This is a genomic window from Azospirillum sp. B4 (genome assembly GCF_000333275.1).
Lineage (GTDB): Bacteria > Pseudomonadota > Alphaproteobacteria > Azospirillales > Azospirillaceae > Nitrospirillum.
Genome location: NZ_BACU01000183.1, coordinates 1 through 12993 on the forward strand (window position 1 = coordinate 1; position 12993 = coordinate 12993).

The following is a 12993-nucleotide window of genomic DNA, read 5'->3' on the forward strand; positions in this document are numbered from 1 at the left end:
AACCCCTGGGGCATTGGCGCGAGATCAACCCATCATGGCAGGATACGACGCTTTGATGCAATTGCTGCCAACGCGTAAATCCCATGAAGATCGGTGGCATCCCCGTCCCGGAATTAGGAGCCTCCGCCGATGTCCACCCCCACCTCCGGGCGATTGCCCATCGCCCCCGCCTCCTTCTTCGCGATGACCCTGGGCCTGGCCGAAACCGGCAATGCCTGGCGCAACGCCACCGAGCTGTGGCACGCCCCCGCCGCTGTGGGGGAGGTGCTGCAGGGCCTGGCCTTGCTGTCCCTGCTCTGGTGGGGGGTGTTGTATGCGAACAAATGGGTCAGCCACCGCCCGGCGGCGCTGGCGGAGTGGCATGATCCGGTACAGTCGTCCTTCGTAGCGCTTGTCCCCGAATCGGTCATCCTGGCGGCACTGGCCCTGCGGCCCTATGCACCGGCCCTGGCCGTCGCCGTTTTCGCCCTCGGCTCCGCCGGCAACCTGGCCTACGGCGCCTACCGCCTGGCCATGAACTGGAGCCAGCCGCGCGACCCCGCCCACACCACGCCGTCGCTGTACCTGACCTATGTCGCCAGCGTGCTGGTGAACGCGCTGGCCGCCGGCCTGTTCGGATTCACCACCCTGGGCTGGGCCCTTCTGGGCATTGGCGGCCTGTCCTGGCTGGTGACCGACAGCGTCGTCACACAGCAGCTGTTCGTGGGGGGGCTGGCGGCGAAGACGCGCAACTTCATGGGCATCTACATGGCCCCACCGGTGGTGGCCTTGGCGGCGTACCAGGTGCTGTCGGGGCCGGAGGCCAGCACGGCCATCGTCTACGCCCTGCTGGGCTATGCGCTGTTCGTCACCGCCGGCCTGGCGATGGCCTACCGCTGGCTGCGGGAACAGCCCTTCGCCCCCGGCTACTGGGCCTATACCTTCGGGGTCGCCACGCTGGCGCAGGGCCTGATGATTCTCACACCCCGGGCGCACACCCCCGTCATCGCGGTCCTGGCCGCGCTGTTCCTGGCCGCCACCACCCTGCTGACCTTGGCGGTAGCCGCGGGCAGCGCCGCCCTGCTGGCGCGGCGGTCCTACTATCCCACAGCCCAGCCGGCCCCCGCCTTGTCCGCTCTATGGCCGAATGATGGTTTTACTGGTCCTTAACAACGATTCACTGCGCATTTTCCCGTGGTAGCGCCACCATCGGTTCCAGGCCCCCCCCCCGCCCAGGCGGAGGGGGCCACCTCTGCTATTGACCAAAAGATTGAAAACAACTTGAGTTTTGCACGCGATATCCCGCTTTATGGGGTTAAGAAAGGACCCCATGCAGATCACCAGCACCAGCTTCCGTGACGGCGGCCGCCTACCCGACGCTTGCGCCTTCGCCGTCTCCTCCGCCACCGGCCGCGTCCGCCCGGGGCCCAATCGCAATCCCCATGTCGCGTGGAGCGATCCGCCGGCGGGAACGCGGTCGTTCGTGCTGACCCTGCATTGCCCGGACGCCCCGCATCGCTGGAGCGACGCCAACCGTGAGGGCAAGACGCTCTCGGCCGATCTGCCGCGCGTGCCCTTCCATCACTGGATCCTGATCGACCTGCCCGCCCGCCTGCGGGAGATCAAGGAGGGGCGGCACAGCGCCGGCATCACAAACCGGGGCAAGCCCGGCCCCATGGCGCCGGAGGCCGGCGCCCGCCATGGCCTGAACGACTTCACCATCCTGTTCCTGGAGGATCGGGCACGGACGGGCGACTATTACGGCTATGACGGCCCCTGCCCGCCCTGGAACGACAGCATCTTCCACCGCTACGTCCTGACCATACACGCCCTGGACGTGCCGCGCCTGCCGGTGGTGGGGCCGATCAACGGCACCTCCACCATGCTGGCCATGACCGGCCATGTCCTGGGCCGGGCCAGCATGGTGGGCGGCTATTCGCTGAATCCCGCGCTATTGGGCACCACCTGACGCCCTTCCATCTGAAGCGATCGCCCCCTAGGGGGCGGTGTCCATGACAACGCTGGTCGCGGCGCCACCGCGCAGGGGGTAGAGGGCGGCCAGGCTGAGCACGGCGGCGCCGGCCAGGTATAGCCCGACATAGGGCAGGCCGCCCGACTGCGCCAGGGACTGCGCCAGCACGGGCGCGATGCCACCGCCCAGGATACCGCCCAGGTTGAAGGTCATGGAGGTGCCGGTGTAGCGCACCCGCGCCGGGAACAGGCTGGGCAGCCAGGCGCCCAGGGGCCCATAGACGAAGCCCATGACCAGCAGCGCCAGGCTGAGGAACAGGCCGACGATGGTCAGCGAGCCACTGGCCATCATGGGCGCCAGCGCCAGCCCCACGCCCACGGTCATGACGCAGCCCGCCATCAGCACGCGGCGGGGGGACGCCAGGTCCGCCCACCAGCCGGCGCCCACGATGCCCAGGCCCAGGAACAGGATGGCCCCCAACTGCACCCCCAGGAAGGCCGTGCGGCTGTAGCCCAGCGCGGTGGTGCCGTAGCCCAGCGCGAAGGCGGTGGCCAGGTAGAACAAGGCGAAGCAGGCGATGGCGGCGAAGGTGCCGCCCAGGGTCTGGCGGGGATAGTCGCGCGCCACCTCGGCCAGGGGGACGGAGGGGGGCGGCGCCTCCTCCAGCGCCTTGGCGAAGGCCGGCGTCTCCGTCAGCTTCAGCCGCACCCAGAGGCCCAGCAGCACCAGCACGGCGCTGCCCAGGAACGGCAGGCGCCAGCCCCAGTCATGGAACTGCGCCGGGGTCAGGAACGCGCCCAGCACCAGGAACAGGCCGTTGGCGGCGATGAAGCCCACCGGCGCCCCGATCTGCGGGAACATGCCATAGCGGGCCCGGTGGCTGGGCGGCGCGTTCTCCACCGCCAGCAGCACGGCACCACCCCACTCCCCGCCCAAACCAAAGCCCTGGCCGAAGCGCAGCACGCACAGCGCCAATGGCGCCAGCCAGCCGATGCTGTCGTAGGTGGGCAGCAAGCCGATCAGCACCGTCGACCCGCCCATCAGCAGCAACGACGCGACCAGCGTGGACTTGCGCCCCACCCGGTCGCCGAAATGGCCGAAGACGATGGAGCCCAAGGGCCGCGCCACGAAGGCGATGCCGAAGCTGCCGTAGGACAGCATCAGTTGCGCCGAGGGGGACGCGGCGGGGAAGAACAGCGGCCCGAAGACCAGCGAGGCGGCGGTGGCATAAATGTAGAAGTCATAGAATTCCACCGCCGTGCCCACCAGGCTGGCGATCAGGATTCGCGCCGATGAGGGTGCGCCCGTTGGTGCCGACATCGCTTTTTCGCCCCGCTTTTCCCCCGCACCCCTTCACCGGGGCGCATTTACTGGTCCATCGGGTATGGCGGCGGCGGCGGCCAGGGTCAAGCGCGACCCTCAGACAGGGCCGCAAACACGCCCATTGACATAAGTTATGATATATAACAGTGTTGCATTAGCACGGTTCGCAGAAGGCCGGGACGGGGAGCACACCATGGGACCAAATGGCCGCGGGGCATCGCCCCTTGCCGCTTACCGCCATCCTCATGCCCACCCGCCGGCGACCGACGGGCCATGTCCGGCCCAAGGCGCGGACGCCATCGGCACCGCATCCAAGCCATAAGGGACCGCCCGATCAAAGAGGCGGCCCAATAAAACGCACGGGAGGATCACGAGAATGGTAAAGTATGCTTTCCATCGCACGTCAGCCATGGCCGCGACAGCCATAGCCTGTTGTCTCTCACCCCAAGCCTGGGCCCAGACGGTTAGCGACACGTTGGATGAAATCGTGGTGACGGCCGAGCGCCGGACCGAAAACCTGCAGAACGTGGCCATCGCCGCCACCGCCATCAGCGGCGACAAACTGGCGGAAAAGGCGGTCACCCGCCTGTCGGACCTGCAGTTCGCGTCACCCGCCCTGACGGTCACCGATGCCGGCCTGACCCAATCCGTCAACATCCGCGGTATCGGCCTGGCCAGCGGCTCGCCCCAGGTGGCCAACGGCGTCGCCACATATGTCGACGGCCTGTTCCAGCCGCCCATCGTCACCACCAACAGCTTCTACGACATCGCCAATGTGGAGGTGCTGCGCGGCCCCCAGGGCACCCTGGTGGGATCGAACTCCACCGGCGGCGCCATGTTCATCACCAGCAAGAGTCCCACGACGGACCAAGTGGAAGGCTATGGCGAAGTCGCCTATGGCAACTACGCCACGGTGGCCACGCAGGGCGCCATCAACATACCCCTGACCGACACGCTGGCCGTGCGCGTGGCCGCCAATCATCGTGAGCATGACAGCTACTACGACGACGTCGGTCCCTATCACAACCAGCCCGGCGGCCTGAACGAGACGGACGGCCGCCTGGGCGTGCTGTGGCGCCCAGGCGCCTTCCAGGCCCTGCTGAAGGTCGAGGCGGCCAACAAGAACACGGGCGGCTATGCCTATCGCCCCATCCAGGGCACGCAGTACGCCGCCGACGCGGTGCCCGGTATCCGCAACCTGGACTACAACGCGCCGACACTGAATTCGGAACGCGCCATCATCAACAGCCTGGAACTGCGCTACGAGTTGGAGGACGGCATCACCTTCCGCTCCTTGAGCGGCTTCCAGAACAAGCGCATCAATAATCTCTACGACAGCGATGCCACCACGGCGGCCACCCAGACCGAGCAGCAGTACGTGCGCGAACGGGAATGGACCGAAGAGGTCAACATCCTCTCGCCCACCGATGGCGCCTTCAACTGGATCGTCGGCGGCTATTACCAGCGCAACAAGATCGACGTGGACATCCTGAACCAGGACGCCGGCTTCCCCACCAACATCGGGACCAAGAACAACAAGCTGACCACCGGCGTGTTCGCCCAGGGGGGCTACAAGATCACGCCGGACCTGGAGCTTCAGGTTGGCGCCCGCGAAAGCTGGTTCCATGTGACCGGGGACGGCGGCGTCTACATCGGACGGGGCATCCCCGGCTTCCCCGCCAATGGCCTGAAGGTGGCAGACACCGCCGGCCGGCATGACGACAGCATGCCGACCGGCAAGGTGGCGCTGAACTGGAAGCCGGACGCCGACACCTTGATCTACGCCTTCGCGGCGCGCGGCTACAAGCCGGGTGGCTTCAATTCCTCCACCTCCGAATTCAGCCCGGAGACGGTGTGGGACTATGAGGTGGGGTGGAAATCCACCCTGCTGGACGGCCACCTGCGCACGCAGCTTGGCGCCTTTTACAATGATTACAAAGGTTTCCAGTTCGGCCGTATCGACCTGACCAACGGCCAGAACGGCGTCACCAACCTGTCCAACGCCACCATCAAGGGCATCGAGGGCCAGGTGCAGGCCAAGTTCGGCGGCCTGGGCGCCGACGCCGGCTTCGCCTATGTCGACAGCCAGCTGGGGTCCGTCACCGTCGTCAACCTGCGCCTTCTGCCGTCGGGAACCTTGGGGCCGCAGTGCCCGGCCGGCACGCCCAGCAACCCGCCCACCTGTTTCGACTACACCTCCTACCTGCGCACCGGCGGCGGGGGGCCCAACCTGTTCTCGCCCAAATGGACCTACAACGCCGGCGTCGACTACACCGTGGAGTTGCCGGGCGGCATGACCTTGACGCCCCGGCTGAACATCGCCTACGTCGGCCCCAGCTACACCGACATCCTCTATTCCCGGGTCACCGACTACATGGCCGGTCGCACCCTGCTGTCCGCCCTGGTCACGCTGAGGTCGGGCGACTGGACGGTGGAGGCCTACGGCACCAACCTGACCGACCGCAAATACGTCACCGGCCAGTCCGGCAACAATGAGTTCTATGGCGCGCCGCGCGAATACGGGCTGCGCCTGCATCGCGACTTCTGACCCCGCCCGCAGACGGAGACCACGCATGCCATCCTGTTCCCACACCCTGGCCCTGGCCGCCGGCGTCAGCCTGCTGGCCCTGGCCGCCGGCGCCCACGCGGCGGAACCCGACCTGAAGGGCCGCTGCCTGGCGCTGACCCAAGCCATGGCGGGCCACTGGCCGGACGCCAGCACCCGCATCACCGAGGCCATACCCCAGCCCGCCGGCCCCATCACCTTACCCCCCATGATGCCGGGCGCCCCGGGCACGCCGGTACAGTTGCCGGAGCATTGCGAGGTTTACGGCATCCTGCATGAGCGCGCCGGGCTGGACGGCCAGGCCTATGCCATCCGCTTTCACCTCCGCCTGCCGGCCGCCTGGAACCAGGGCTTCTTCTTCCAGGGCGGCGGCGGCACCAACGGTGACATCGGCACCGCCATCGGCCCCACGGGATCGGACACGCCACCCGCCCTGGCGCAGGGCTATGCCGTGGTCAGCCAGGATTCAGGCCACGACAACCAGCGCAACATGGACCCGACGCACGGCGGCACCTCCGCCTTCGGCTTCGACCCCCAAGCGCGGGCGGACTACGGCAACGCGTCGCTGAAGCCGGTGGCGGACGCGGCCAAGGCGCTGGTGGCCGCCTTCTATGGCGCGGCGCCCCGCCGGTCCTACTTCGTCGGCTGTTCCAAGGGGGGCGAGGAAGGCATGGTCTTCGCCCAACAGCATCCGGAGGAGTTCGACGGCATCCTGGCCAGCGCCCCCGGATTCGCCCTGCCGCGCGCCGCGCTGTCCCAGGCCTGGGATGTCCAGGCCTTCGCCCCCCTGGCCAAGGGACCAGATGGCCAACCCAGCTTCGCCCAGTTCGCCACCGCCTTCAGCGATGCCGACCTGTCCCTGGTGCGTGACGCGGTGCTGGAGGCCTGCGACGCCGATGACGGCGCCAAGGATGGCATCGTCGGCACCTTCGCCCAATGCACCGCCGCCAAGGTGGCCCCCAGCCTGAAGGCCCGCACCTGCGCGGGCGCCAAGGCCGATGGCTGCCTGACCACCGCCCAGGTCACCGCCATCACCCGGTCCTATGGCGGCCCCCGGACCAAGGCGGGTCAGGCGCTCTACAGCGATTGGCCCTGGGACGGGGGCGTGGACGCCCCTGGCTGGCGCATCTGGAAGCTGGGCGTCGCCGGCAAGGTCCCGGCCCTGAACGTGGTGCTGGGCGGCGCCTCGCTGGCTTCCATCTTCACCACCCCGCCCACCGCCCTGCCCCCGGATCCGCAGGCCCTGCTGCGCTGGCAACTGGGGCTGGACATCGACCAGGCGGCGGGCCTGCTGACCGCCACCAGCCCCACCTTCCCCCGCAGCGCCTGGCAGGACGTCTCCGCCCGGTCGCCCGACCTGTCGGGCCTGAAGGCGCGGGGCGCCAAGCTGATGGTCCCGCACGGCGCCTCGGACCCCGTCTTCTCCATCAACGACACCATCGCCTGGTGGAAGGAAGTGGACGCCAGGGAAGGCGGCAAGGCCGCCGATTTCGCCCGCGTCTTCCCGGTGCCGGGCATGAACCACTGCGCCGGCGGACCGGCCACCGCCCATTATGACGCCTTCGGCGCCCTGGTCCGCTGGGTGGAGCAGGCGCAGGCGCCAGACCGCATCGTCGCCACCGCCGGACCGGACACGCCGTGGCCCGGCCGTACCCGGCCCCTGTGCGCCTACCCCAAGGTGGCCAGGTACAAGGGCGCGGGTGACCTGAACAGCGCCGACAGCTTCGAGTGCAAGCTGTAGACCCTCACGCCGCCTCCGGGGCCACGGCCTCGGGGGCGGCCTCTTCCCGCCGGTGGTGCCGGCCCACGCACAGGGCCACGCTGGCGACCAACGCCACAATGGCCACGCACTCCAGCAGGGTCGGCCAGCGGGCGTCCCACAGGAAGCCGTACAGCAGCGCGAACAGCGTCTCGAACAGGATCATCTGGCCCATCAGGGTCAGGGGCAGCAGGCGGCTGGCCCGGTTCCAGAGGGCGTTGCCCACCACGCTGGCGCCGATGGCCACGCCGGTGCTGACACCCCAGAACAGGGCCCAGTCGCCCGCCGCATGCGGGGTGGCATCCATCAGGAAGGCCGGCACCGCCAGAACCAGGGCCAGGGCGCCCGTGGCCACACCCGTCAGCAGCGACCAGTCGTGCGCCGACACGGCCGGAAGGCGCGCCAGCCAGCGGCTGTTCAGCACCGCATAGAAGGTCCAGGACACCAAGGCGCCCGCCGCGCAGGCCAGGCCCAGCAGGCGCCCGCCCACCGTGGTGTCACCTTGCCCGCCCCGGCCGGCCACGTCCACGCCAATCAGCAGCACGCCGATGACCCCCAGCGCCAGCGGCAGGGCCAATGCCCGCAACGGCACCGCGCCTTGCTCCCGGCTGCCCACCAGGGTGACGGCCATGGGCAGCAGGCCGATGACCAGCGAGGTGGCGGCGACGCCGGCAAGGTGCACCGCGCTGGCGACGAAGACGTAGTAGATGATATTGCCCAGCAGGCTGAGGCGCAGCAGCGCCAGCCATTCCGCCTTGCCTATCCTGGATCGCCCCGCCTGAGGCCAGAACACCCGCCAGCGCGGCAGGATCAGCACGCAGGAAACCAAGCCGTACAGCAAATAGCGGGACGCCGAAAGCTGCAACGGCGAGAAGGCGTGCAGCACCCGTGGCCCCAGAAACACGGTCCCCCAGAACGCCCCCGCCAGCACCCCGCAGCCGATCCCGGCCAAGATGGCCCTGTCCGTCCGCATCACCCTTCCTCCTTACACCGCGCCCAGGATGGCGATGGGGACGGGGTGCCTATAGACGGATCCTCTCATTGTTTGGACCGGGGCTACTGTCGTTTAGGGATAGTCTTGCCGAGTGTGCAAAACCGCCAACACCTCAATGTGCGTGTCCAGCACTTCATAAATCACGACATAATTTGGATGGGCGACGATCTCTCGCGTACCTGGCACACGACCCGGCCGAAAAATATATGGATGGCCGCTGCGGGAAGGACCGCGTCCTCGATAACCTGCCGCATTCGACGGGCCGCGAAAGGGCTGCGCTCCGCGATGAATTCAATGATGCGCGCCAGATCATTCCGGGCCGAATCACGCCAGGAGATGACCAGCATTGGGTTAGCTATTCCGACAGTGTGGAATTGCGCTTGGCCATCCGCTCTTCCGCAACGCGAATGATCTCATCCATTTCTGCCATGACGGCGTCATGAGGAATGGATGGACGACCATCCTCTCGGCTGGCCCGCACCTTTTCCCGGAACCAGCGGTCATAACGGGCCGCAGCCTCATCAGACTCATGCTCCGACACGATGGGGGATAAAGCGCTCATATGGTCACGATACCACTATTCCACCTCGAACGCAGGTGGTCTTTGAGCCTGCCCTCTGACACCCCGCCCGTGCTGGCGCCGGTACGCGGCCGGTGTCAGGCCGGTGGCGCGGCGCAAGGCGCGGGTCAACGCGCTCTGGTCGGCATAGCCAGCCTGGTAGGCGATCTGGGCGATGGACAGGGTGGTGGCCGCCAGCTGGTCCATGACGCGTTCCAGGCGCAGGGACGCCACATAGGCCTGCGGCGTCTGGTCCAGTTCCTCCCGGAACAGGGCATGCAGGCGGCTGGCGCTGAGACCGGCCACACGCGCCATGGCATCCACCGTCCAGGGATGTTCGGGGGCGGCATGCAGACGGGCCAGCAGGGCGTTCAGGCGGGAAAGGGGCCTCGCCGGTTCCGCCATCAGCGTATCCAGCAGCAGCGGCGTCCAGTGCCGGGCGACGGCGTCCAGGTCCCGGCCGGCGTCCCCAGCCGTCAGGTTGATGAAATCCACCAGCCGGCGCACCGTCGGCGTCAGGGGCAGATAGATCTGGCGGCCCAGCCGGTCCAGCGTCCGCTCCGTCGGGGCGCCGGCCGCGCCATGGCCGGCGCAATCCACGATCAGGAAACGATTGTCGCCCTTGGCCGCCTGGCAATGAACGGTGTCCGGTAAGACGAAGGCGGCGACCCCCAGGTCCGCCCGGCCGCCCCGGCCGTCGATTTCCATCTCCAGCGTGCCCAGCACCGGCAGCACGATTTGGGCGTGCCCGTGGGTGTGGCAGAACCCGTCCTCTGCATACCGGCGGTAACTGAGATGGCTATCGGTCGGGGTGGCGGTCATGGGCTGGCATCCGGGTGGGCACGTCCCGCATGGTGTCACGGCTGCCGCCCAGGGGGAAGCGCCCCGGCAGACCCATCCAAGGTGCGCAAAAGGAATGTCAGCGACCTGAAAGGCCGCGACGTTTCCAGACAGTCAAAAAGGCCACCCTGAACCAGTGAATGCTTATTTAGCGGCGGGACAGCAAACAAAACATACGCAGTTTGACGTATTAGGATTTGGCATCCCCACCCTCATCCTGCCTGCGAAGCCGACGCCCGGGCACACGCCCCGGGATCGATAACGGCAACGGGCCATAAGGATGGGGAGTACATCATGTCGGGCATCACCAAGACAATTCGCGGCCGCCTGCGCGCCGCGTTCCTGACCACGGCCATCGCCCTGCCCGCCCTGACGGCGCACGCGGGGGAAACCATTTCCGCCGGCGGCGACAAGTCCATCACCGTCGGCCTGGGCGTGCGCGCCAGCTTCACCAGCGTGGACGACGGGGCGCCGGACGGCACCTCCCGCTCCGCCGATTTCAACCTGGACAGCGTGCGCCTGTACGTCAGCGGCCAGCTGACCCCCATGATCAAGGCCACCTTCAACACCGAGCGCGATGGCAACGGCCGTATCGAGGTGCTGGACGGCTACGCCCAGTTCGAGCCGGCGGACGGCATCAACCTGTGGGTGGGCCGCATGCTGCCGCCCAGCGACCGCGCCAACCTGGACGGGCCCTACTATCTGAACACCTGGGCCTATCCCGGCACCGTCTCGCAGTACCCGGCCAAGTTCGCCGGCCGCGACGATGGCGCCACCGTCTGGGGCAAGCTGCTGGACAAGAAGCTGGTTTATTCCGTGGGCGCGTTCGAGGGGCACAACCGCATCACCGGCGCCAGTAACCAATCCGACAACCTGCTGTACGCCGGCCGCGTCGCCTATAATTTCCTGGATGCCGAGCCCGACCCCGCCTACTACACCAGCAGCACCTATTACGGTTCCGTCGATGTCCTGACCCTGGCCTTCGCCGGCCAGTTCCAGAAGGACGGCGTGGGCACGCTGGGCCGCCGTGGCGACTATGCCGCCTGGAACGTGGATGGGCTGTTCGAGAAGAAGCTGTCCGGCATCGGCGTGGTGACGCTGGAAGGCGCCTATTACCAGTACGACACCGGCGGCGTGGCCGATGTGCCGTCCAGCTTCGGCGGGGCCGCCGCCACCGACAATGTCGGCGGCCTGACCCAGGGCAAGGCCTATCTGATCGGCGGCGGCTTCCTGTTCCCGGCCAAGGTTGGCTGGGGCCAGTTCCAGCCCACGGTGCGCTACCAGCATTTCGACGCCGACCTGACCGGCATCTCCACCAGCCAGACCGACCTGGGCGTCAATTACATCATCGACGGCCACAACGCCCGCATCAGCGCCGAATACGTCATCACCAGCACCACCGGCAAATCCGACGGCAACGCCGTTGTGTTGGGCGTCCAGCTGCAGTTCTGACTTTGCAGAGGTTCCCTCAAGCGCCGGGCGCGGCCATCCGGCCGCTGGGCTGCCTCAGTTTCCAGTCCACTGCGTTCCCCGGAAACTTCCGGCGGATGCGGTCGCATCCTACAGCGGCATGAGGTCATCCTCATGCCGCTGGAACCACGCCCATACGTCAAACGCCCCATGGGGCTAGCGGCACCCCCGCCCGTATCCTGCCGGTGGCGGCTAGCCACCCTGCCCCATGGCCGGGCCTTGCCCATCCAACTTGTTTCGGACGGACAAGGTCCTGGGGCTTCCTTACAGCCCCGCGATCGGTAAAGTCGGTCGCGGGGCCGCCTCTTGGAAGCCCTCTTGCAACAGGGGCGGGGATGATGGGGGATAGCGGTGCCGCCAAGGGGGCAGGCAGCATGAGCGCGCGGCAGCGGATCGTCAGGGAACGGCGCCAATACAACCAGCTGGCCGCCAGCCAGACGCTGGAGGACTATGCCCTGCGCTTCACCGCCACGCGGGCGCGGCGCTGGTCGTCCTTCCGCGTGGCCAACACCGCCTTCGGCGCCATCAGCTTCCTGGCGTGCGAGGCCATCGGCGGCAGCGCCACCTTGACCTACGGCTACGCCAACGCCAGCGCCGCCATCCTGGCCGTGGCCGTGCTGATGTTCCTGGTGGGCCTGCCCATCACCTATTATGCCGCCCGCTATGGCGTGGACATCGACCTGCTGACCCGGGGGGCGGGCTTCGGCTATCTGGGCTCCACCCTCACCTCGCTGATCTACGCCAGCTTCACCTTCCTGCTGTTCTCCATCGAGGCCAGCATCATGTCGGCGGCCCTGCAGATGGCGCTGGGCATCCCCCTGTGGCTGGCCCATATCGTCAGCTCGCTGGTCGTCATCCCCATCGCCGTCTATGGCATCCGCCTGATCAGCCGCATGCAGCTGCTGACCCAGCCCATCTGGCTGCTGCTGCAACTGGCACCGCTGGCCTATCTGGCACTGAACCAAAGCGGCGACCTGGCCGCCTGGCGACAATTCCCCGGCGCCCTGGGCCACGCGGATGGCCATATCGACCCGCTGCTGTTCAGCATGGCGGCCAGCATGCTCCTGTCCCTGCTGCCCCAGATCGGGGAGCAGGCGGACTATCTGCGGTTCCTGCCCACCCTGCGCAAGACCGGCCGCTGGGCCTGGTGGACGGCCCTGATCACCACGGGGCCAGGCTGGGTCGCCATGGGCGGGCTGAAATTGCTGGCGGGATCCTTCCTGGCGGTGGTGGCCCTGCGCCATGGCCTGTCGGCGGAACAGGCGACCCAGCCGACGGACCTGTTCTACATCGCCTTCCAGGAAATGCTGTCGTCGCCCACCGCGGCCCTGGTGCTGACCGGCGTGTTCGTCGTGGTCTGCCAGATCAAGATCAACGTCACCAACGCCTATGCCGGGTCCATCGCCTGGTCCAACTTCTTCTCCCGCCTGACGCACAGTCACCCCGGCCGCGTCGTCTGGCTGGTCTTCAACGTCATCCTGGCCCTGATGCTGATGGAACTGGGCATCTTCCGGGTGATCGAGGGCATCCT

At 67.7% G+C, this 12993-nt stretch carries 12 protein-coding genes; 6 read left to right on the plus strand and 6 right to left on the minus strand.

The genetic code is table 11. The features are described from left to right. Positions 1-129 precede the first annotated feature (129 nt). Complete coding sequence (locus I55_RS08130) at positions 130-1149, plus strand: hypothetical protein (RefSeq protein ID WP_049973946.1); 1020 nt, start codon at positions 130-132, stop codon at positions 1147-1149. A gap of 160 nt (positions 1150-1309) precedes the next feature. Further along, positions 1310-1948, plus strand: a complete 639-nt coding sequence (locus I55_RS08135; protein ID WP_044560018.1) for a YbhB/YbcL family Raf kinase inhibitor-like protein — start codon at positions 1310-1312, stop codon at positions 1946-1948. 27 nt (positions 1949-1975) lie between these two features. On the opposite strand, the gene I55_RS08140 is transcribed toward I55_RS08135, so the two are convergent. Beyond that, positions 1976-3271 (minus strand): MFS transporter, encoded by a 1296-nt coding sequence (locus I55_RS08140; protein ID WP_044560019.1) that lies wholly within the window; start codon positions 3269-3271, stop codon positions 1976-1978. Positions 3272-3761: 490 nt separating this feature from the next. Here I55_RS08140 and I55_RS08145 point away from each other — a divergent pair, with 490 nt between their 5' ends. Together I55_RS08145 and I55_RS08150 are read left to right on the plus strand one after the other, a co-directional pair. Further along, a complete protein-coding gene (locus tag I55_RS08145; protein WP_044560020.1) occupies positions 3762-5822 on the plus strand; it encodes a TonB-dependent receptor in 2061 nt (686 codons plus the stop codon). A gap of 25 nt (positions 5823-5847) precedes the next feature. Then, on the plus strand, positions 5848-7581 hold the full coding sequence (locus I55_RS08150; RefSeq protein ID WP_044560021.1) for a tannase/feruloyl esterase family alpha/beta hydrolase: 1734 nt from the start codon (positions 5848-5850) through the stop codon (positions 7579-7581). A gap of 4 nt (positions 7582-7585) precedes the next feature. Here the strand turns inward: I55_RS08150 and I55_RS08155 are convergent, their stop codons facing one another. From I55_RS08155 to I55_RS08165, 5 genes are all read right to left on the minus strand, one after another. Beyond that, positions 7586-8572 carry a DMT family transporter gene (locus tag I55_RS08155; RefSeq protein WP_044560022.1) on the minus strand — a complete coding sequence of 329 codons (987 nt, stop codon included), beginning with the start codon at positions 8570-8572 and terminating at the stop codon, positions 7586-7588. A 93-nt stretch (positions 8573-8665) separates the two neighbouring features. Continuing rightward, the gene (locus I55_RS39485; RefSeq protein ID WP_199902510.1) at positions 8666-8779 is read right to left on the minus strand and encodes a type II toxin-antitoxin system RelE/ParE family toxin; all 114 of its coding nucleotides are present in this window, start codon (positions 8777-8779) and stop codon (positions 8666-8668) included. Then, the gene (locus I55_RS08160; protein ID WP_199902511.1) at positions 8734-8940 is read right to left on the minus strand and encodes a type II toxin-antitoxin system RelE/ParE family toxin; all 207 of its coding nucleotides are present in this window, start codon (positions 8938-8940) and stop codon (positions 8734-8736) included. The genes I55_RS39485 and I55_RS08160 overlap by 46 nt, the downstream gene beginning before the upstream one ends. A gap of 8 nt (positions 8941-8948) precedes the next feature. Beyond that, positions 8949-9155, minus strand: a complete 207-nt coding sequence (locus I55_RS34235; protein WP_083900937.1) for a stability determinant — start codon at positions 9153-9155, stop codon at positions 8949-8951. A gap of 15 nt (positions 9156-9170) precedes the next feature. Further along, positions 9171-9974 (minus strand): AraC family transcriptional regulator, encoded by an 804-nt coding sequence (locus tag I55_RS08165; RefSeq protein WP_044560023.1) that lies wholly within the window; start codon positions 9972-9974, stop codon positions 9171-9173. Positions 9975-10286: 312 nt separating this feature from the next. On the opposite strand from I55_RS08165, the gene I55_RS08170 reads away from it, so the two are divergent. Together I55_RS08170 and I55_RS08175 are read left to right on the plus strand one after the other, a co-directional pair. Next, the gene (locus I55_RS08170) at positions 10287-11444 is read left to right on the plus strand and encodes a hypothetical protein (RefSeq protein WP_044560024.1); all 1158 of its coding nucleotides are present in this window, start codon (positions 10287-10289) and stop codon (positions 11442-11444) included. Between the two features lie 392 nt (positions 11445-11836). Continuing rightward, a partial coding sequence (locus tag I55_RS08175) for an ATPase (RefSeq protein ID WP_044560025.1) occupies positions 11837-12993 on the plus strand: 1157 nt, incomplete at its 3' end.